This window comes from Kineococcus xinjiangensis (assembly GCF_002934625.1).
Taxonomy (GTDB): domain Bacteria; phylum Actinomycetota; class Actinomycetes; order Actinomycetales; family Kineococcaceae; genus Kineococcus_A; species Kineococcus_A xinjiangensis.
Genome location: NZ_PTJD01000004.1, coordinates 124,772 through 144,910, shown reverse-complemented (window position 1 = coordinate 144,910; position 20,139 = coordinate 124,772). Strand labels below are relative to the sequence as shown.

The following is a 20,139-nucleotide window of genomic DNA, read 5'->3' as shown; positions in this document are numbered from 1 at the left end:
GAAGGGTAGGGGCAGCGCGGCCCGGCGTGCGACGAACCGCCCCGTTCAGCCCCGCCGGGAGGCAGGAGGGGGCCCGCGCTCCACCCGGATGGCGGTTCCTACACTCAAGAGCCAGTTCACCACCACCGATGACGTCGTCAGGTGCCGGCGCATCGAAGGACGCTGCCGGTGCACGCCGGCGTCATCGCACAGGAAGCACCGAGGTCATGTCCGTCAGCACCGTCGCCACGCGGGGCACCACCCGCGCGATCATCCCCTCGCCCCGCACCACGGCCCGCCGCCACCACGCAGCCGGCGCGGCCATCGCCGCGGCGATCTCCGACTCCGGCTGCATCGTCATCAGCACCACGGTTTCCGACAGCGGCTGCGTCGTGGAGTTCTACGACGCGCGTTCCCTCAGCCGCGCCCTCGACGTCATGGCGGGCGCCGCCCGTGCCATCGGAGAGGACGCGCTCGCCTCCCGGGCCGCGCAGACCGGCGCCGACGCCTGGCGCGTCACCGCCGGGCCGCAGAGCTGGCGCGGGGAGGACGGCGACCCCCGCCAGGCCGCGACGCGCTCGCACACGGCGTGGAAGCTGACCATCCCCGGTGACGACCTCGCGGTCGTGGCCACCTCGCTGCTCGTCTGAGGAACCCCGGGCCGCCCCCCGCAGGGGACGGCCCCCGTGAGCCGCAGGTCCCGGGTGTCCGGGACCTGCGGCTCACGGCTCAGACCTCCAGCTCGGCCAGCACGCCCGGCACCCGGCCCGGCAGCTCCCGCGCCAGGAACCCCAGCCGGCCCACCTCCGCCGCGAGCCGGTCGCCGGCCCGCCCGTGCAGGTGCGCCCCCCAGACCGCGGCCTGCGCCGGCTCCGCACCCCGCGCGCACAGTCCCGCCACCAGCCCGGCGAGGACGTCCCCGGAACCGGACACCCCCAGGCCCTCACCGCCGGTGGTGTCCACCCACAGCCGCCCGTCGGGCGCAGCGATCCACGAGTCCGCCCCGCCGGCGGCCACCACGGCACCCGTGCGGCGGGCCAGCTCGAGCGCCGCGCCCGCGAGGTCCGCCTCCGCCTCCAGCTCCTCCACCCCGAGCGTCAGCGCGATCTCCTTCAGGTTCGGCGTGAGCACCGCCCGCGGGGCCTCGCCCAGGGCGCCCGGGTCCCGGCTCAGCAGCGCCAGCCCCAGTGCGTCCAGCACCAGCGCACCGCCGACCGCCGGGACGAGGGCCGCGACCAGCTCCCGGGTGCGCTCCTCGTCCAGCATCCCCGGACCGGCGAGGACCGCGTCGGCCGAGCCGGCCAGCTCCAGCAGCTCGCCGCGGCAGTCCCCCTCCGCCGTCAGGACGCCGTCCGGGGTCTCCGCCAGCGGCAGCACCAGCGCCTCCGGCAGCGCCACCCCCAGCGCCGCGCTCGTGCTGCGCACCGTCGCCACCTGCAGCTTCCCCGCCCCGCAGCGGATCGAGGCCTCCGCCGCCAGCAGCACCGCCCCCGGGGTGCGGGCGCTGCCCCCCACCACCAGCACCCGGCCGCGCTGCTCCTTCCCGCTGCCGCTGCTGGCGTGCGGCCCCGGCAGCGGCCAGTCCCGCAGCAGGGCCGACGTGACCGGCACCGCCTCCGCAGCCGCGCTCACCGGACGGCCCCGGCGGCGCTCTGCGGCTCGTCGTCCACGGGGTCGTCGGTGACCGGCTCGTGCAGCCGTTCGAGCGCCGCGGTGTCGCCGGCCTCCAGCAGGCGCAGGCCGTCGGGCCCCCCGGTGGAGCGCCCGTAGCGGGTGAGGGAGCAGTTCGGCGCCGGCTCGTCCCGGTCCACGGCCATCAGGGCCCGCTCGTCGAGTGCCTCCAGCACGAACCGGAAGTTGGCGATCACGGCCTGGTGGCTGACCAGCAGGACGTGCCGGCCGGCGTGCTCCAGGCGCAGGTCCCGCACGAGGCTGCGCACCCGCAGCGCGACGTCGCACCAGCTCTCCCCGCCGGGCGGGCGGTAGTAGAGCTTGCCCAGCCGCTTGCGGCGCGCCGACTCCTCCGGGTACCGGGTGCGCACACCGTGCCCGGTCAGGCCGTCCCACCAGCCGAGGTCGCGCTCGCGCAGCCGCTCGTCGAAGCGCACCGGCACCTGCAGGCCGGCCGCCGCCACCACCTCGGCCGCGGTGTCGGCGGCCCGGGCGAACGGCGAGCTGAGGACGAGCCCGGGCTCGGGACGGCGCCCCGCCGCCACCTCGGCGGCCAGCCAGCGACCGACGGCCACCGCCTGCCGCCGCCCCAGCGCCGACAGCGGCACGTCGGCGTCGCGCTCGGACAGGTCGAGCGCCTCCGCCCCCGCGTCCCGGGCGGCGCGGTCGGCGAGGTTGCCGGCGCTCTCCCCGTGGCGCAGGAGGGTCAGGCTCGCCGGCCAGCCCGGACCGGCAGCCGCGGAGGGCTCCCCGGAGCGGGGCGTCGGCGGGAGGTCGGGATCGGCGAGAGGCGGTGCGGTCACCTCCCGTTCCTACTGCACCGGGAGGTCGCGTGCACCCCGCCGCGGCGCCCCTGCCCACCACGCGTGACGGGGAGGTGACCGTCGAGGACACTGGACCCCCGGCGGGATCGGCGGCACGCTGACCCGCTCCACCCGAGCGCGACAGCGCGGGGCGCGGAAGGCACGGCGGGAGGGTGGTGAGCACGGTGCGAGGGGTTCCGCAGCGCATGACGCTGCAGGTGCGCGTCGGCCTGCTGGCCGCCGCGGTCCTCGCCATGGTGGCCCTCCTGCTCGGCGTGCTGATCTCCGGTCAGTCCCGCGACGAGCGCCTCACCGAGCGCCTCGACTACTGGCGGACCCTCCTGCAGCAGGAGGACGCCGTCACCGACTCCCTCGTGCGCTGGTACCACGCGCAGCGCGACTACGTCCTGACCGGCAACCAGCGCCGCCTCAGCGACAGCGAGCGCCACCACGCCGAGATGGAGGAGGCGCTGCGGGAGCTCAGCGCCGCCATGCCCCCGCAGGACCCCCACGTCCGCCGCGCCACCGGGCACCTCATCGCCGAGATCCTCGCGCTGGAGGCGACCACCGCACCCGAGGTCCAGGCGCGCCGCCGCGGTGACCCCGTCGCGGCCAGCAGCCTCGTGGAGCGGCGCTTCGACGCCCCCGGCCTCGACCGGACGCTGGAGGCGGCGGACAGCGTCAAGGCGCTCACGGAGGCGCAGCGCGTCGCCGCGGAGGAGACCAGCCGCAGGGCCGCCGACGCCCTCCAGCTGCAGCAGGCCGTCGTGGGCATCCTCGCGCTGCTGCTCGTGCCCACCGTCCTGCTGCTGGTGCGCCGCTGGATCCTCCAGCCGCTGGCGCGCATCCGGGAGCGGCTCCTCGCGGTCAGCGGCGGCGACCTCAACGTGCCCGTGGAGGTCCAGGCGCCGCCGGAGCTGGCCGACGTCGCCTCCGCCGCCGAGGCGATGCGCCGGCGCATCCTGGACGAGCTCGCCGCGTCCGTCGCCGCCCGGGAGGCGCTGGAGCAGGGCCAGCCCCTCGTGATGGAGGTGCGCGCGCAGCTGGAGCCGCACGCCCTGCCGGAGGTGCCCGGCTGGTCGGCGGCGGCGGCCCTGCGGGCGGCGGAGGGCGTGCTCGCCGGCGACTGGTACGACGTCGTGAACCTGCCCGACGGCGACGTCGCCGTGCTCGTCACCGACGTGTCCGGGCACGGTGCCCGCGCGGGCATCGTCGCGATGCAGGTCAAGCGCGTCCTCGAGAGCAGCCTGCACCTCGACCCGCGCCCGGACGCCGCGCTCGCCCTGGCGGCCCGCGTCTTCGCCGACGAGGCGGAGCGGTTCGCCTCCTGCCTCGTCGCCGTGCTGGAGCCGGCCACCGGTGTCCTGCGGTACGCCAACGCCGGGCACCCCCCGCCCCTGGTGCTGCTGCCCGGCGGCGGTGGCCGCAGCGTGCGGGTGGTGGACCAGCTCGACGTCACCGGCCCCCTGCTCTCGTGGCTGCACGTCGACGAGCCCGGGGCCTGGCGGGCGCGCACGCTGACCCTGGCCCCCGGCGCGGCCCTCCTCGCGTTCACCGACGGCCTCATCGAGGCGCGGCCCGGCTCCGGCGGCGAGGAGCTCGGCGTCGAGGGGGTCGTGGAGGCGTTGGCGCAGGTGCCGGACCTGGACCCCGCCCGGGTGGTCGAGGTCGCGCTGGAGGCGGCGAGGCGCCGCAGCGGCGGGCGGGTGCGCGACGACGTCACGCTCGTGGCGCTCGCGCGGGCGGTGCAGGGCAGTCGCAGCGCCGCCTCCACCCCGCGGCCGGTGGCTCCCGTGCCGCGGGCGGACCAGGACGGCGGGCCCCGCGCGCGGGAGGTCCGGGCGGCGCCGACGGAGGGACCCTGAGCCTCAGCTGGACGTCGAGGGATTCGCCGCGGCGGACCGGCCGCGGGTGGTCCCTCAGCCTCAAGCCAGCCCCTAGGGTGTCCCGGTGACCGCCGTCGACGCTTCCGCAGCCGACCACCTGGGCGGGGTGCTGCCGGGGTGGCTGGATGAGCTGGCCGCCGCGGGCGGGCCCACCGGCCTCCTGCACTGCCCCGACGCCGGCGCCGGGGCCCTGGAGCTGACCACCGCCCACCCGTCCGGCCTCGCGCAGCTCCTCGCGGGACGCCCGGCCCGGCTGTCCAGCCTCGTGCGCGAGACCGGCGCCTTCGCCGAGGCCCGCCGGCGGGCGCGCGAGGTCCACGTGCGGGCGGAGGAGCTGCGCGAGCAGCACGGCCTCGAGAGCGCCTGCCTGGCCGTCGGGCTCGCGACCTGGACCCCGCCCGGCACCGCACCCGGCCTGCCCGTGCGCGCCCCGGTGCTGCTGCGCCGCTGCGGCCTGCGCCCGGTGGGGACCGCCCGCGACGACTACGAGATCCAGCTCACCGCGGGGATCACCCTCAACCCCGTCCTGCGCCGCCTCGCCGCGGAGCACGGCATCGCCCTCGACGCCGCCGCCATCGCCGCCTCCGCGGTCGGCGGGCGCGGCTTCGACCCCGTGCCGGCGTACAGCACCCTCGGTGGCCGGCTGCAGCGCGTGCCCGGCTTCCGCATCGAGCGCCGCCTGCTCCTCGGCACCTTCGCCGACCCCGGCGCGGCCGCCGCCCGCGACGTCGCCGAACTCTCCTCCCGGCTGCGCGAGCACCCCGTCCTCACCCGGCTGGCCGGCGCGGCACGGCCGGGCGCCGGGGAGCGCACCGACGACGGGCCCGCGGCGAGCGCCGAGGCGCCCGAGACCACCGAGACGCCCACCGACGGGCCCGCGCTCCTGCTGGACCTCGACCCGCAGCAGCGCGAGGCCGTCGAGCGCGCCCTCGCCGGTGAGGACCTCAGCGTCGACGCCCCCGCCGGGACCGGCGCGACCCAGGTCGCCGCCGCGCTCGTGGCCACCCTGGCCGGCCGGGGCCGGCGCACCCTGCTGCTCGCCGAGGCGGCCTCGGAGCTGCGGGCGGTCAACGAGCGCATCGCCGCGGCAGGTGCGGGGCGGCTCCTCCTGCACGTGCGCGACGCGGGCGGCGGCGCGGAGGCCGTGGACGAGCAGCTCACCGCCGCCGCACGCGCCGTCCTCGCCGACGGGGAGGTCCTCCCGCCGCTCGCCGGGGGAGCCGCCGGCGCCGAGGAGCACGCCCGCTCCCTCGCCGAGCACGCCACCGCCGAGCACCGGGTGCGCGCGCCCTGGGGCGTCAGCGCCGCCGAGGCCCGCGAGGCGCTGGCCGAGCTCGCCGAGCGGCCGCTGGGTCCCCGGACCACCCGCCGCCTGCGCGGGGAGTCGCTGACGTCCTGCCGCCGCGAGGACCTGCCGGTCTGGGCGGCGAAGCTCGCCGAGGCCGCCGAGCTGGGCGCCTTCACCGTCACCCCCGCCACCACGCCCTGGGCGGGTGCGCGGCTCACCACCGACGAGGGCGCCCGCGCCGTCGCCGGCTCCCTGCAGCGCATCGTGGAGGAGCTGCTGCCCGCGGCGCGCGCCCGGATGGCCGTGCTCGACGAGCAGGCAGGCCTGCGCGGCGCCGACACCGTCGCGGGGTGGCTGGAGCAGCTGAGGCTCCTGCGCGGCGTCCGCAGCAGCGTCGAGCGCTTCGGCCCGGACCTCTACCGCCGCTCCCTCGCGGACGTCGCCGCCGCCACCGCGGGGCCGCAGCAGCGCCGCGAGCAGGGCGTGCGGATGGGCTGGTGGCGGCGCTGGCGACTGCGCAGGCAGGCGCGCGCCCTGCTCGTGGAGGGGGTGACCCCCACGGGCATGGACGAGCTCCACGAGTGGCTGCAGTCCGCCCGCGCGCAGCGGCTGGAGTGGCAGCGCGCCAGCGGGTGCGGCGGCTCCCCGCACGTGCCGGCCGAGCTGGCCGACGCGGAGTCCGCCGTCGACGCCCTCGTCGCCGAGCTCGACGCGCTCGCCGAGGTGCTCCCGGAGCGCTGCGGGGGCGTCGAGGGCCTGCGCCGGCTGCCGCTGCCCGAGCTCGCGGCGCTGCTGCGGTCCCTGCGCGCCGACGCCGCCGCGCTGGACCCCCTGCCGCGCCGCACCGTGCTGCTGGCCGAGCTGGCCGAGGGCGGCTGGCAGCCGCTGCTGGAGGACGTGGGCGCACGTTGGAGCGGCCCGGGCAGCGTCGACCTGCTCGCCGAGGTGGAGACCGCGTGGTGGGCGGGCGTCCTGGAGGCCGTCTCGCTGGAGGACCCGCACGTGGGGGCGGTCGACGCCGCGCACCTGCGGCAGGTCCGCGCCGACTACGCCCTCGCCGACCGCGCCGCCGCCGCGGCCGCGGCAGCAGGGGTGCGCCTGGCCGTGGACGCCCTGGCCGCGGAGGCCCTGCGCGCCCTGGGGCCCTGGCCGGAGCCCGCGGGACGCGGCGCCCGGACCGTGCAGCCCCGGCCGGTGGTGGACGTGCTGCGGGCGGCCGGGGAGCGGGCCCGCGCCCTGCTGCCGTGCTGGGCGATGGGTCCGCTCGCCGTGGCCGAGGCAGTGCCCGCCGACGAGGTCTTCGACGTGCTCGTGGTCCTCGGCGGTGAGCGCACGGGCCTGTCGGCGGTGCTGCCCGGGCTGGCCCGCGCGCGGCAGCTCGTGGTGATCGGCGACCGCGAGTCGCTGCCCCCGCTGCCGTTCTCCACCGTCGCGGCCGCCCCACCGGATGTCGTGCCGGTCCAGGGCGGGCGGGGCCCGGGGCGCGGCCGGGCCGTGCCGGCGCTGGCGCCGCCGCGGGTGCCGGCGGCCCTGGAGGCACTGCCCGCCGAGGGGGCGGCGCCGTCCCTGTCCGCCGTCGCCGACGCGGTCCTGCCCACGGTGCGGCTGCGCACCCAGCACGCCTGCCGGGACGAGCGGCTGCTGCGCCCCCTGCTCGCGGCGGCGGACCGCCCGGCCGGCCCGGACCAGGTGGTCCTGCCCGGCGCGGCCGGCGCCGAGGTGGTGCGGGTGGTGCAGGTCGCCGCGCGCGGCACCGGCCGCCGGGCGGAGCCCACCCTGGTGGAGGCCGTGGTCGCGGCGGTGGTCGAGCACGTGCGCCGCTGGCCGCACGAGTCCCTCGGGGTCGTCGCGCCGGACGCGGACCTCGCGCGGGAGCTCGACGAGGTCGTCCGCAGGGGCCTGGCGGAGGCGCTGGGGGTGCCCACCCGCACGGCCGCGGGGCAGGAGGTCCCGCCGCCCTGGCCGCTGCCGGGGATGGACCCGCTGCACGTGGCCGAGGTGGAGCGCTGGCGCGCGACCCGCCGCGACGCGGTGGTGCTCGTCGTGCCCGCCGGTGCCGCCGGTGCGGAGGCGGCGGCCGCGTCCCCGCTCGCGTCGACCGCCGTCGGCCGGCAGCGGGTGGCGCTGGCGCTGAGCCGGTGCCGGGTGCGCACCACGGTCGTCGCGGAGGAGCTGCCGCCGACGGCGCTCGCCGCCGCGCCGGGGGAGCGCCTGCTGCGCGGTGCCGTGGAGCAGTGGGGCCGCTGCGCCGGGGACCCGGCGCCGGCCGGGGGTGCGGAGGTGGGTGCCCTGGTCCGCAGGCTGGCCGCGGCCTGCGCCGGGCTGGGCCTGCCGGTGGTGACGGGCGCCGGGCACGGGCATCCCGTGGACCTGCTCGTCGGGGAGCCCGCTCCCGCGGGCGGGGGCGCCGGTGCCGAGGGGGCGGGGCCCGCGGGGGCTCCGCTCTGGCACCGCGGAGTGCTGGCGGTGGAGCTGGACGGGCCTCGCTGGGCGGCGGCGCCGAGCCTGCGCGAGCGGGAGCGCGGCCGCCCCGAGGAGCTGGAGCGGGCGGGGTGGCGCTACGTGCGGTGCCTGGGTGCCGACGCGCTGGCCGACGTGGACGCCGAGGCGCGGCGACTGGCGTCGCTGTGGCGGGAGCAGGTCGAGGGCGGGGTCTGGGAGGCGGGCCGGTGAGCGCTCCGGAGGGGCGCGAGCGCTCGGGGGGCCTCGACGACGAGCGGGAGGTCCTCCTCGAGGACGAGCGCAGCGCCGACGACAGCGACCGCGGCTGGGGTGACGAGCCCGGCGCGGGGAGCGGGCACGACGACGAGCGGTTCCTGCGGGACGTGCCCCCCCACTGGGGGTAGGCCGACACGCGCCGCGGGTCGGGACCGGGCCGACGCGGGTCAGGACCGCAGCACGACACCCGTCCAGCCGCCCGCCGTGCTCGCGAGGCGACGGGCGGTCTCCTCGTCGACGCCGAGGAGCAGCGTCGCGGGGGCCGTGCCGGAGCCCGGGAGGAACCCGGAGGCGGCGGGCGGCGCGGGCAGCGCCAGCACCACGACGTCCGTGGCGACGCGCTCGGCCGGGCCGGCGGCTCCCGTCACGGGGTCCCCGGCGCGCGCGAGGACGTCGATGCGCCGCCCCGGTGACAGGCTCGGCAGGGCTCCGGCGTCGCTGAGCGCCAGGGCCACGAGCACCGTGCCCGGCGGCTGGCCCGCGAGCAGGCCCGGCCCGAGGCGGCGGGCGTCGGTGAGCGGCTCGCCCCGGCGCAGGGCCCCGGACAGGACGGCGCCGACGGCCTCGGCGGGCGCCGTGGCCGCACCGTCGGGGCGGGCGCCGCGGGGCCAGGGCGCCACGGCGACGTCGGCCGCCGTGACCACGGCGCCGGCGGGCAGGTCGTGCACCGCGACGACGACCGCCTCCGTCGGGGGAGGCGGGGGCGCGACCGCAGCCGCCAGGCTCGCCGCCGCCGCACCGGCGAGCAGGGCCGCCCCGATCCGGCGGAGGCGACGGCGCAGCACCCGGCGCCGGGCGGGGGAGCGGACGGGGGCGGTGGACGCGGGCACGCCGCGACGCTAGGCGGGCGCCCGCGCCCCGCAGCCGCGAGCAGCGGGCCCTGTGGAGGGCAGCGCCGCCGCGCCCGCCTGTGGACGCCGCGGCCGGGGGCGTCCCCGGTCGCGGTCGCGGGCCGCCCGGTTCAGGCGGCCGGGCTGGAGGAGCTGCTGGAGGAGCCGCCGGTGGAGCCGGTGGACGCGCCGGCCGAGGAACCGGCCGAGGAACCGGCCGAGGAACCGGCCGAGGAACCGGCCGAGGAGGACGCGGAGTCGCCGGACGCCTTGGTGGGGGCCGCCGCGCCGGTGGACTTCTTGGTGTCGCGGGAGTCGGTGCGGTAGAAGCCGGAACCCTTGAAGACCACGCCGACGGAGCCGAACTGCTTGCGCAGCCGGCCGCCGCACTCGGGGCAGTCGGTCAGCGCGTCGTCGGTGAAGGACTGGTGCACCTCGAGGCGGTGCTGGCACTGGCTGCACGCGTAGGCGTACGTGGGCACGGTGGCTCCTCTGCTCGCGCTCTGCACGGGCGCCGTCCCCGGCGCCCGTGCCGGCGCCTGGACTGGCACTCCGCAGTCTCGAGTGCCAATGATACGCGCTCGGCGACGCGCCCCGCGGGTCCGCGGCGTCCTCCACCCGCGTGGCGCAACCCGCCGGCTCCGTTCCGCGGGGCGCTCAGGAGTGCCAGTCCGCCAGTTTGCCCGTGCCGCTGATCGCCTGCAGGCGCCGCTCGACCTCCTCCCGCTCGGCCGCCGAGGTGACCACGAGCACCTCGTCGCCGTGCTGCAGGGCGGTGCGCGGACCGGGCACGAAGGTGGTGCCCTCCCGGGCGACGAGGGTCACGTTCGCCCCCGCCGGAAGGCGCAGCTCGAAGACCTCCACCCCGTGCAGCCGGGAGCGCGGCCCCACCCGCACCCGGACCACGTCGGCGGCCAGGGTGCCCAGCGGGGAGACCTCCACGTCCAGCTCCTCCGTCGCGGCCCCCGAGCTGAGCCGCAGCAGCCTCGCCACCCACGGCAGCGTCGGCCCCTGCACCAGCGTCTGCACCGTCACGAGAACCACCACGAGGTCGAAGATGCGGGCGCTGCCCGGCACCCCGGCCACCATCGGCACGGTGGCCAGCACGATGGGCACCGCACCGCGCAGCCCCGCCCAGGACAGGAACGCGCACTCGGCGGCCCGCAGCCGGAACGGCAGGAGGCTCACGAGCACCGACGCCGGCCGGGCCAGCAGCGTCAGCGCCAGCCCCACCGCGAGAGCCGGCAGGATCTGCTCCGGCAGCCGGGCCGGGCTGGCGAGCAGCCCGAGCAGCACGAACAGGCCGATCTGGGCGAGCCAGCCGAAGGCCTCGGCGACACCGCGCGTCGCCGCCCGGTGGGGCAGGCGCGCGTTGCCCAGGTGCAGCGCGCACACGTAGGTGGCGAGGAAGCCGGAGGCGTGGGCGATGTCGGCCAGCGCGTAGGCGCCCACCGCCAGCCCGAGCACCGCGATCGGATAGAGGCCGGGGGAGGGCAGCGCGGTGCGGCGCAGGCCCGCGGCCCCCAGCGCCCCGAGCCCGAGACCCAGGGCGGCGCCCGCGCCGAGCTCGAACACCGCCTCCCCGAGGAACCACCACCAGGGGTGCGGCTCCCCGCCGGAGAGCACGGAGGTCAGCGCGACCACGGCGATGACCACGGGAGCGTCGTTGAGGCCGGACTCGGCCTCCAGCATCCCCACCAGCCGCCGCGGCAGCGGCACGGCGCGCAGCACGGAGAAGACCGCCGCCGCGTCGGTGGAGGAGACGACCGCGCCGACGAGGAAGGCCATCGCCCAGTCCACGCCGAGGATGAAGTGCACGGCGACGGCGGTGACCGCGATCGACACCGCGGTGCCGAGCGTGGCGAGGACCGCCGCCGGTGCGAGGACCGGGCGCACCGCCGACCAGCGGGTCGTGAGGCCGCCCTCGGCGAGGATGAGGATGAGTGCGCTGTAGCCGAGGACCTGGGCCAGCTCGGCGTCGTCGAAGAGGATGCCGGCGCCGCTCTCACCGAGCAGCAGGCCGAAGCCGAGGTAGAGGAGCAGGGAGGGCAGGCCGGTGCGGGCCGAGAGCCGCACGGCGACGACGGCGAGCAGCAGGACGGCGGTGCCCACGAGCAGCACGGCGCTCAGCTCCGCCAAGGTCATGCGTCACCGTACCGAGCGGGCCGCTACCCACCGTCGCCGACGGGGTGGTCGGTCCGGGTGCCGGGCGGGCCGGAGGGCGGGGCTCAGCTCCGCAGCCACAGCCAGCGGGTCGGGGTGACCACCGCATCCACGCGCCGGTCGTGGGGCAGGGTCGGCACCGCCGAGACCGCCGCGTCCAGCAGCTCGTCGTCGTGGACCAGGGCCACCACCGGCACCCTCGGCGGCACCCTGCGCAGCGCCCGGTCGTAGCTGCCGCCGCCCTGGCCGAGGCGGTGGCCGTCGGTGTCCACCGCGAGGGCGGGCACGATCAGCAGGTCCACCTCGGCCACCGCGCCCGGGCCCAGCAGCTGCGGGGGCTCCCCGACGGTGCGGGGGGCGGGGTCCGAGCGCATGGTCCAGTCGAGGTCGGCGTCCGGCAGCAGGACCGGGAGGATCACCTCGACGCCGTCGCGCTGCAGGGCGTCCAGCGCCGAGCGCGTGCCCGGCTCGCCCGGCAGGGAGGTGTAGCAGGCCACCGTGCGCACGGCGCGCAGCAGCGGGCAGGTGGTGAGGCTGCGCCCGAGGTCGCGGTCGACGGCGTCGGCCTCCACGGCGTCGCGGCTGCGGCGGCGGGCCCGGATGCTGCGGCGCAGGGCGGCCTTGCGGGCCTCCACGTCGCTGCGCGCGGCGCTCGGCGGGCCGAGCACGATCTCCAGCCGGTGCGGGACGGTGGCCAGCTCGGGCCCGTCGTCCAGGTCGAGCACGGCGGCGTGCCCGGTGCCGGGGCGGGGGTGCTCGCCCTGGTGGTGGACGTGCAGCTCCTGGTGCACGCTGAGCCCCGCCCGCGCCGGCGCACTGCGCCCGCCGGGCGCCGGCGAGCCGGTACCGGCGGCGGGTGATCCTGACGTCATCCGGGCTCCCCCTCGCATGTGCGGTCCGCAGTCGGGCCGTCACGTGCAGTCTGCGCCCTGGAAGGGCCATCGCGCCAGGTCAGAGGCCTGCGGAGCAGGTCCCGGCCGCCTGCGGCAGCCGGTGGAACGGTCCCGCGCCGCTCCGGACCGGGCGGTGCTGGGGCGCGCACCACGGCACGCCCGGTAACCTCCGGCGACATGAGCGAGCCGAACGTGCGCAAGCCGGTCCGCAAGGCGGTCATCCCCGCGGCGGGGCAGGGCACCCGCTTCCTGCCCGCGACGAAGGCGGTGCCCAAGGAGATGCTGCCGGTGGTCGACACCCCGGCCATCCAGTACATCGTCGAGGAGGCGGTGCGCGCGGGGCTCACGGACGTCCTGATGGTGACCGGCCGCAACAAGCGGCCGCTGGAGGACCACTTCGACCGCAACGTCGAGCTCGAGGCGAGCCTGGAGGCCAAGGGCGACGACGCCAAGCTGGCCCGCGTGCGGGAGTCCACGGACCTCGCGAGCATCCACTACGTGCGCCAGGGCGACCCCAAGGGCCTCGGTCACGCCGTCCTGGTGGCGGAGCAGCACGTCGGCGACGAGCCCTTCGTCGTCCTCCTCGGCGACGACATGGTCGACGAGCGCGACCCGCTGCTGGAGAAGATGATCGAGGTCCGCGAGCAGTTCGGCGGCAGCGTCGTGGCCTTCATGGAGGTCCCGGAGGACCAGATCCACCTCTACGGCTGCGCGGTCTCCGCGCCGACCGACGACCCCGACGTCGTCCTCGTCTCCGGGCTGGTGGAGAAGCCCAAGCGCGAGGAGGCCCCGAGCAACCTCGCCGTCATCGGCCGCTACCTGCTCGACCCGTCCGTCTTCGCGGTGCTGCACGAGACCCCGCCGGGCAAGGGCGGGGAGATCCAGCTCACCGACGCGCTGCAGACGCTGGCGGCGTCGGACGCGCCGGGGGCCGGGGTGCGCGGCGTCGTCTTCCGCGGCCGCCGCTACGACACCGGCGACAAGCTCGACTACATCAAGGCCGTCGTGCGCCTGGCCTCCGAGCGCGACGACATCGGCGCCGACCTGCGCGCGTGGCTGAGCGAGTTCGTCGCCGGTGCCGGTGAGCGGGACTGAGGCCGCCGCGGGGACGCCCCCGCGGCACGGTCCCGCCGAGCTGGTGACCGTCGCGGAGCACCGCCGGGCGTGCCTGGACCTGGTGCAGCCGCTCGCGCCGCTGGAGGCGTCCCTGCTCGACGCGCTCGGCTGCGTGCTGGCCGAGGACGTCGTGGCGACCCGGCCGCTGCCCGCCTTCGACAACTCCGCGATGGACGGCTACGCGGTGCGGGTGGCCGACGTGGCCGAGGCGACGCCCGCGTCTCCCGTCCGGCTGCCCGTCGTGGCCGACCTCGCCGCGGGCAGCGCCGAGTCGATGCGGCTCGCCCCCGGCTCCGCCGTGCGGATCATGACCGGGGCGCCGGTGCCCCCCAACACGGGTGCCGTCGTGCCCGTGGAGTGGACCGACGGGGGCGTGGCCTCGGTCGAGGTGCGGCACTGCCCCGCCGAGGGGCAGCACATCCGCCGCGCCGGGGAGGACGCCGCGGCGGGCGTCGTCGTCGTGGAGGCCGGCACCCGGCTCCAGCCGCGGCACGTCGCCGTGCTGGCGGCGGTGGGCCGGGCCCGGGTGCGCGTGCGGCCCCGCCCGCGCGTCGTCGTGATCTCCACGGGGAGCGAGGTCGTCGAGCCGGGGCAGTCCCTGGGGCCGGGGCAGCTGCACGACGCGAACGGCTTCGGCCTCACCGCCGCCGCCCTCGACCTGGGGGCGCAGGCCTACCGGGTGGGTGTCGTGCGGGACGACCCGGCGGAGCTGCGGCGCACGCTCGAGGACCAGCTCGTGCGCGCCGACGTCATCGTCACCAGCGGCGGGGTCAGCGCCGGGGCCTACGACGTGGTCAAGGAGGTGCTGCACCGCACGGGCTCGGTGGGCTTCTGCGGCGTGGCGATGCAGCCGGGCATGCCGCAGGGCGCCGGGACGCTGGGGGAGGACCGCACGCCGCTGCTGGCCCTGCCCGGCAACCCCGTGAGCGCCTTCGTCTCCTTCGAGGTGTTCGTGCGGCCCGTGCTGCGGCGGCTGCTGGGGGAGGACCCGGAGGCGCCGGACCCGCAGCGGCCCCGCGTGCGCGCCCTCGCCGCCGCCGCCTGGCGCTCCCCGGCGGGCAAGGAGCAGTACGTGCGCGCCCGCTGGTGGCGCGACGGGGACGGCGCCCTGCGCGTGGAGCCCGTCAGCGGTGCGGGCTCGCACCTGGTGACGGCGCTGGCCCGGGCCGACTGCCTGGCGGTCGTGCCCGTGGGCGTCGACGGCGTCGAGGTGGGCGACGAGGTGGAGTGCGTCCTCCTGGGGCCGGCGGCGTGAGCGGCGGGGCGGACGGGGCCGGTGCTCCGGGCGGTGCCGGGCACCCGCCGCGGCTGACGCACCTGGACGACGCCGGCCGGGCCCGCATGGTCGACGTCTCCGCCAAGCCCGTCACCGTCCGCGAGGCGCGGGCCGAGGGGCGGGTGCTGTGCTCACCGGAGGTCCTGGCGCTCCTGACCTCGGGCGGGCTGCCGAAGGGCGACGCCCTGGCGGTGGCGCGCATCGCGGGGCTGCAGGCCGCCAAGCGCACCCCGGAGCTGGTGCCGTTGGCGCACCCGGTGGCGGTGCACGGCGTCGTCGTGGACCTCGTGGTCGCCGACGACGGCGTGCGCATCGGCGCCGCGGTGCGCACGGCGGACCGCACCGGGGTGGAGATGGAGGCGCTGACGTGCGTGGTCGCGGCGGCGCTGACGTTCGTGGACATGGTCAAGGCCGTGGACAAGCACACCCGCATCACGGACGTGCGCGTCGTGGCCAAGAGCGGGGGGAGGTCCGGTGACTGGGTCGCCGACGACGACCGGCAGGCGTGAGGCGGGGGCCGGTGGCCGTTCCGCCCTGGTGGTGACGGTGTCCAACCGCGCCTCCTCCGGGGTCTACGAGGACACCTCGGGGCCCCTGGTGGTGGCGGGCCTGACCTCCGCGGGCTTCGCGGTCGACGGGCCGCAGGTGGTGCCCGACGGCGACGCCGTGGAGGAGGCGCTGCGGACCGCGGTGGCGGCCGGCTACGACGTCGTCGTGACCAACGGCGGCACGGGCCTGACGCCGCTGGACCTCACGCCGGAGATGACCCGCCGGGTCCTGGACTACGAGGTGCCGGGCGTGCAGGAGGCGGTGCGGGCGGCGGGGATCGCCAAGGGCGTGCCCACCGCGGCGCTCTCGCGCGGGCTGGCGGGAGTGGCCGGCCGGACCTTCGTGGTGAACCTGCCGGGCTCGCCGGGCGGGGCCCGCGACGGGGTGGAGGTGCTGACGGGGCTGCTGGCCCACGCCGTCGACCAGATCCACGGCGGAGACCACGCGCGGGGTGGGGCAGGCGGCCCGCAGGGCACCGCCGGCGGCCGCTGACCGTGGTGCAGGCGCCCCTCGGGTGGCCCGTGCGGTTGGGCGGGAGGCCGGTGCTGCTGCGGCCGCTGCAGCGCCGTGACGCGCGGCAGTGGCGCGCCGTGCGGGCCGCCAACGCGGCGTGGCTGCGTCCCTGGGAGGCGACGAGCCCCGAGGGCGCCGACCCGCCGCCGACGTTCGGGCAGATGGTCCGCGCCTTCTCCCGGGAGGCGCGGGCGGGGCGCATGCTCCCGCTCGTGGTGGAGGTCGACGGCGCCCTCGCAGGGCAGGTGACGGTCAGCGGCGTGACGTGGGGGTCCCTGCGCTCGGCCCACGTGGGGTACTGGATCGACCGGCGGCTGGCCGGGCGGGGGTTGATGCCGCTGGCCGTCGCGCTCGTCGGCGACCACTGCTTCCGCGTGATGGGCCTGCACCGGCTGGAGGTGAACATCCGGCCAGAGAACACCGCGAGCCTGCGCGTCGCCGAGAAGCTCGGGATGCGCGACGAGGGGCTGCGCGAGCGGTTCCTGCACATCGACGGCTCCTGGCGCGACCACCGCACGTTCGCGGTGACGGCGGAGGAGGTTCCGGAGGGTCTCGTGGCGCGGCTGCGGACCGGGGGTCGGCGCACCTGACGGTGGCGACACACCGCGTGACGGCCGGGATCCCCGCCGCCGGGGTGCCTGACCCCTAGCGTTGTCCCTCGTGCACGCCAGCAGCCTCGTCTTCGTGGTCATCATCGCCATCTGGGCCGCGTACCTCCTGCCTGACCAGTTGCGTCGCCGCCGGCGGCTGGAGTCGGCCCGGACCACGGACCGCGACTCGACCCAGATGCGCGTCCTGGTTCGGCGGAGCCCCGAGGACGTTGCGGCGCAGGCTGTTCCGGCCGCTCTCCCGGCGGGGCCGACCGTGCAGGAACTCGGTGCGGGGTCGGCGCCCGCGCTGGAGGCGGCTCCCGCGGAGGTTCCCGTCCCGCGGGTTCCGGTGGAGGCGGGTGCGGCGGTGCGGACCGCCGAGGGCGCTCGGGCCGGGCGCGTTCCCGCCGCCCCCCGGCGCTCCGGTGCCCACCCGGCCCGGGTCCGCTCCTCGCGCGTCGTGCGCCGTCGCCGCCGCCTCGTGGGCGCGCTGGTCGCGCTGAGCGCGGCGGGCTGGACGGCCGCGGGCCTGTCGGTCCTGCCGTGGTTCGCCGCGGCGGTGCCGACGCTCCTCCTGCTGCTCGTGCTGGCCGCGCTGGCGCGTCACGCCGGTGCCGCCGTCCGCCCGGCGCCCGCCCCGGCCGCCCGGGTGGAGGCACTCGCGGCCGTGCCGCTGCCCGTCGTCGCGGGTGAGGTGCTCGGCTCGGGCGAGGCGGTGCCGGCCGCGGCTGCGCGCCGCGTGGAGGACGGCACGTGGGAGCCGGTTCCGGTGCCCCTGCCGACCTACCTGCTGAAGCCGAAGGCCCCGTCGGTCACCATCCCCGCGCCGGCGCGCCGCCGGGTCGTCGTGGACGTGCGGCCCTTCGACCAGGACTCCGCGTTCCCCGCCCGCTCGCGCGCCGCGGCCGGCGACGTGGTGCTCGACCTGCGCGAGGAACGCCGCGTCGCCAACGGCTGAGGGCGGGACCCACCGGGTCGGGGCGCCGTGACCGACCTGGTAGGGTTTGGAGCACTTCGGGGCTGTGGCGCAGCTGGTAGCGCACCTCGTTCGCAACGAGGGGGTCAGGGGTTCGAGTCCCCTCAGCTCCACCCGAGGAGGGTTCCGGAAGGAACCGCAGCACGACAGGAGGGCCCCGCCGGCAACGGCGGGGCCCTCCTGCGTGACGGGCCCTCCCCGTCTCCGTCAGACCCAGCTCGGGAGCCAGATCCGCGCCTGCCACGCCTCGTAGGGGATGACCTGGGCGGTCCAGACGGGCCAGAAGAAGGCGAAGGTCGCCACGCACGCGACGACGAGCGCCCCGGCGACGGCGCCGCCGATCCGCCGGCGCCGCCGCGCACCGGGCTCGCCGGCGCCGGCCGCGAGCGCGGGCCCGAGCAGCAGCCCGATCACGTAGACGACGGCGAGCACCACCCACGGGGTGAACACCACCGCGTAGAACGTGAAGATCGTCCGGTGCTGGTACTGGAACCACGGCAGGTAGCCCGCGGCGAAGCCGGCGAGGACCGCCCCGGCCCGCCAGTCCCGGCGCAGCGCCCAGGCGGCGAGCACGACGACGACGGCCACGGTCGCGGCCCACCACAGCACCGGGTTGCCGAGCGAGGTGATGGCCTTGGAGCACTGCGCCACGGCGCAGCCGTCGGCGCCCTGCACGGGACCCTCGTAGAAGAACGACGTCGGCCGGCCCTGCACCAGCCACGACCACGGGTTCGCCGAGTAGGGGTGCGGTGAGCTCAGCCCGATGTGGAAGGCGTACGCGTCGGAGTGGTAGCGCCACAGGCTGCGCAGCGCGTCGGGGACGAGCCCCGCAGCCCCTTCGGCCGGGTTCTGCGCCCCCCACTGCCGCAGGTACCCGTCGTCGCTGCGGAACCAGCCCACCCACGAGGCGACGTAGGTGGCGACCGCGACGAGGACGAGGGAGGCGAAGGCGGGGAGCCCGTCGCGCAGCGCGGCCGCCTGCAGCCAGGGCCGCACCCCGACGGTCCTGCGCGCCCCGGCGTCCCACAGCACCGTCATGAGCCCGAAGACCGCCACGAAGTACAGGCCGGACCACTTCACCCCGCACGCCAGGCCCAGGCACAGGCCGGCCGCGAGGCGCCAGGGGCGCAGCCCCAGCCCCGGTCCGAAGCGGCCGAGGGGCCCGGCTGCGGCGAGGTCGGCCAGGCGGGCGCGGGTGGTGTCGCGGTCGAGGAGCAGGCAGGCGAAGGCGCACAGCACCCAGAACATGAGGAAGACGTCGAGCAGGCTCGTGCGGCTCATGACCAGGTGCAGCCCGTCCGCGGCGAGCAGCAGGGCCGCGGTGGCGCCCAGCAGGGTCGAGCGCAGCAGCCGTCGCGCGACGCGCCCCAGGAGGAGGATCGACAACGTGCCGCAGACGGCGGCGGTGAAGCGCCAGCCGAAGGCGCTGTCGATCCCGAAGATCCACTCGCCGAGGGCGATCATCCACTTGCCCACCGGTGGGTGGACCACGAAGTCGGCGGTCTCGGTGAAGACGTAGGGAGTGCCGGCGGTGAAAGAGGCGTCCGGCGTCTCCAGCCCGGGATCGTTGCGCAGCTCGAAGCCCCGCAGCAGCAGCGAGTACGCCTGCTTGACGTAGTACGTCTCGTCGAAGACGAGCTGGTGGGGGCGGCCGAGCTGCCAGAAGCGCAGGAACCCGCCGATCGCGGTGATCAGCAGCAGCGGCAGCCAGGCGCGGCGCCAGGACTCCCCGTCGATCTCCGAGGGGCCTCCCAGCAGCCGGGTGCGCAGGGCGGCCCGGTCGGCGGCTGCACCGCTCGGACGCGACGTGCGGGTCGGTGCGTCGGTTCTCACCCTGCGTCCCTGGCCATGGGCGTCATGCTAGGCAGGGCCTCCGGCGCCGGCGCAGGCGCCGTACCGCGGCGGTGGCAGGATCGCACCGTGGCAGCGACGACGGACGGTGCGGGTGCGGGTGCGGGGAGCGCGGCGGCGGGCGGCGGCCGGCTCGTGCTGGCCGCCACGCCCATCGGCAACGCCCTCGACGCCTCGCCGCGGCTGGCGCGGCTGCTCGCCGAGGCGGACGTCGTGGCCGCGGAGGACACGCGGCGCACGCGACGGCTGTGCGCGGACCTCGGCGTCGAGCCCAGGGGCCGGATGCTGAGCTACCACGAGCACAACGAGTCGGCCCGCACGCCCGAGCTGGTCGCCGCGGTCGCCGAGGGCGCCGTGGTGGCCCTCGTGACCGATGCGGGGATGCCGTCGGTGTCCGATCCCGGCTACCGGCTGACCCGCGCCTGCGTGGACGCGGGGCTGCCGGTGACGGCCGTTCCGGGGCCCTCGGCGGTGCTGACCGCGCTGGCCGTCTCGGGGCTGCCGGTGGACCGCTTCGCCTTCGAGGGCTTCTGCCCCCGCAAGCCGGGGGAGCGGTCCCGGGCGCTGGCGGCGCTGGCGCGGGAGCAGCGCACGCTGGTCTTCTTCGAGGCGCCGCACCGCACGGCCGCCACGCTGGAGGCGATGGCCGCCGCGTTCGGCGCGGACCGTCCGGCGGCGGTGTGCCGGGAGCTGACCAAGACGTACGAGGAGGTCGTGCGGCTGCCGCTGGGGGAGCTGGCCGCGTGGGCCGCGGCGGGGGAGGTGCGGGGCGAGGTGTGCCTGGTGGTGGCACCGGCCCCGGCCGGGGAGGCGCCGCCGGTGCAGGACCTCGTGGGGCAGGTGCTGGCCCTGGTCGCCGACGGCAGCCGGCTGAAGGACGCGGTGGCCGCGGTGGCGGACGCGACCGGTGTGGTGAAGCGGGAGCTGTACGAGGCCGCGGCGAAGGCCCGGGGCGGGTCGGCCCGCCGCTGACCGAGGCCCCGTCGCCGGCCCCGTCCCGCGGGCCGGCGCGACCCGGGGCCGGGCAGCGAACAGCC

Annotated in this window: 18 protein-coding genes and 1 tRNA gene; 12 read left to right on the top strand and 7 right to left on the bottom strand. The window is 77.9% G+C overall.

The window, feature by feature from the left end:
- Positions 1-206: 206 nt before the first annotated feature.
- Positions 207-629: a hypothetical protein gene (locus CLV92_RS07165; RefSeq protein ID WP_104432127.1), complete on the top strand. Its 423-nt coding sequence runs from the start codon at positions 207-209 to the stop codon at positions 627-629.
- Positions 630-708: 79 nt separating this feature from the next.
- Here CLV92_RS07165 and CLV92_RS21920 read toward each other — a convergent pair whose 3' ends face one another.
- Positions 709-1,611, bottom strand: a complete 903-nt coding sequence (locus CLV92_RS21920; RefSeq protein WP_211290943.1) for an NAD(P)H-hydrate dehydratase — start codon at positions 1,609-1,611, stop codon at positions 709-711.
- Positions 1,608-2,453 (bottom strand): histidine phosphatase family protein, encoded by an 846-nt coding sequence (locus CLV92_RS21915; protein ID WP_211290942.1) that lies wholly within the window; start codon positions 2,451-2,453, stop codon positions 1,608-1,610. The genes CLV92_RS21920 and CLV92_RS21915 overlap by 4 nt, the downstream gene beginning before the upstream one ends.
- 176 nt (positions 2,454-2,629) lie before the next feature.
- Here CLV92_RS21915 and CLV92_RS07155 point away from each other — a divergent pair, with 176 nt between their 5' ends.
- From CLV92_RS07155 to CLV92_RS21340, 3 genes are all read left to right on the top strand, one after another.
- Positions 2,630-4,318 (top strand): PP2C family protein-serine/threonine phosphatase, encoded by a 1,689-nt coding sequence (locus CLV92_RS07155; protein WP_146099447.1) that lies wholly within the window; start codon positions 2,630-2,632, stop codon positions 4,316-4,318.
- Positions 4,319-4,403: 85 nt separating this feature from the next.
- A complete protein-coding gene (locus CLV92_RS07150; RefSeq protein WP_104432125.1) occupies positions 4,404-8,300 on the top strand; it encodes a DEAD/DEAH box helicase family protein in 3,897 nt (1,298 codons plus the stop codon).
- Positions 8,297-8,473 (top strand): hypothetical protein, encoded by a 177-nt coding sequence (locus tag CLV92_RS21340; protein WP_158257162.1) that lies wholly within the window; start codon positions 8,297-8,299, stop codon positions 8,471-8,473. The genes CLV92_RS07150 and CLV92_RS21340 overlap by 4 nt, the downstream gene beginning before the upstream one ends.
- Positions 8,474-8,512: 39 nt before the next feature.
- On the opposite strand, the gene CLV92_RS07145 is transcribed toward CLV92_RS21340, so the two are convergent.
- From CLV92_RS07145 to CLV92_RS07130, 4 genes are all read right to left on the bottom strand, one after another.
- Positions 8,513-9,175, bottom strand: a complete 663-nt coding sequence (locus tag CLV92_RS07145; protein ID WP_104432124.1) for an SAF domain-containing protein — start codon at positions 9,173-9,175, stop codon at positions 8,513-8,515.
- A gap of 131 nt (positions 9,176-9,306) precedes the next feature.
- Complete coding sequence (locus CLV92_RS07140; RefSeq protein WP_104432123.1) at positions 9,307-9,657, bottom strand: FmdB family zinc ribbon protein; 351 nt, start codon at positions 9,655-9,657, stop codon at positions 9,307-9,309.
- 175 nt (positions 9,658-9,832) lie between these two features.
- Positions 9,833-11,320, bottom strand: a complete 1,488-nt coding sequence (locus CLV92_RS07135; RefSeq protein ID WP_104432122.1) for a potassium/proton antiporter — start codon at positions 11,318-11,320, stop codon at positions 9,833-9,835.
- An 83-nt stretch (positions 11,321-11,403) separates the two neighbouring features.
- A complete protein-coding gene (locus CLV92_RS07130; RefSeq protein ID WP_146099446.1) occupies positions 11,404-12,210 on the bottom strand; it encodes a 5-formyltetrahydrofolate cyclo-ligase in 807 nt (268 codons plus the stop codon).
- Positions 12,211-12,408: 198 nt separating this feature from the next.
- Between CLV92_RS07130 and galU the strand changes: the two genes are divergently transcribed.
- The 7 genes from galU to CLV92_RS07095 all read left to right on the top strand — a co-directional run bounded on the left by galU (position 12,409) and on the right by CLV92_RS07095 (position 17,364).
- Positions 12,409-13,326 carry a UTP--glucose-1-phosphate uridylyltransferase GalU gene (gene galU / locus CLV92_RS07125; RefSeq protein ID WP_104432120.1) on the top strand — a complete coding sequence of 306 codons (918 nt, stop codon included), beginning with the start codon at positions 12,409-12,411 and terminating at the stop codon, positions 13,324-13,326.
- Positions 13,313-14,602: a molybdotransferase-like divisome protein Glp gene (gene glp, locus CLV92_RS07120; RefSeq protein ID WP_245886530.1), complete on the top strand. Its 1,290-nt coding sequence runs from the start codon at positions 13,313-13,315 to the stop codon at positions 14,600-14,602. Before galU ends, glp begins: the two co-directional genes overlap by 14 nt.
- 86 nt (positions 14,603-14,688) lie before the next feature.
- Positions 14,689-15,132, top strand: a complete 444-nt coding sequence (moaC, locus tag CLV92_RS07115) for a cyclic pyranopterin monophosphate synthase MoaC (RefSeq protein WP_104432278.1) — start codon at positions 14,689-14,691, stop codon at positions 15,130-15,132.
- Entirely contained in the window at positions 15,098-15,664 is a 567-nt protein-coding gene (locus CLV92_RS07110) for a MogA/MoaB family molybdenum cofactor biosynthesis protein (protein WP_104432119.1), read from the top strand. The genes moaC and CLV92_RS07110 overlap by 35 nt, the downstream gene beginning before the upstream one ends.
- A 50-nt stretch (positions 15,665-15,714) precedes the next feature.
- The gene (locus CLV92_RS07105) at positions 15,715-16,275 is read left to right on the top strand and encodes a GNAT family N-acetyltransferase (RefSeq protein ID WP_245886528.1); all 561 of its coding nucleotides are present in this window, start codon (positions 15,715-15,717) and stop codon (positions 16,273-16,275) included.
- A 70-nt stretch (positions 16,276-16,345) separates the two neighbouring features.
- Positions 16,346-17,233 carry a hypothetical protein gene (locus CLV92_RS07100; protein ID WP_104432118.1) on the top strand — a complete coding sequence of 296 codons (888 nt, stop codon included), beginning with the start codon at positions 16,346-16,348 and terminating at the stop codon, positions 17,231-17,233.
- Positions 17,234-17,291: 58 nt separating this feature from the next.
- Positions 17,292-17,364 (top strand) — tRNA-Ala (locus tag CLV92_RS07095).
- A gap of 94 nt (positions 17,365-17,458) precedes the next feature.
- Here CLV92_RS07095 and CLV92_RS07090 read toward each other — a convergent pair.
- Positions 17,459-19,084: a dolichyl-phosphate-mannose--protein mannosyltransferase gene (locus tag CLV92_RS07090; RefSeq protein WP_245886527.1), complete on the bottom strand. Its 1,626-nt coding sequence runs from the start codon at positions 19,082-19,084 to the stop codon at positions 17,459-17,461.
- 87 nt (positions 19,085-19,171) lie between these two features.
- Between CLV92_RS07090 and rsmI the strand changes: the two genes are divergently transcribed.
- A complete protein-coding gene (gene rsmI, locus CLV92_RS07085) occupies positions 19,172-20,074 on the top strand; it encodes a 16S rRNA (cytidine(1402)-2'-O)-methyltransferase (RefSeq protein ID WP_245886525.1) in 903 nt (300 codons plus the stop codon).
- Positions 20,075-20,139: the final 65 nt, after the last annotated feature.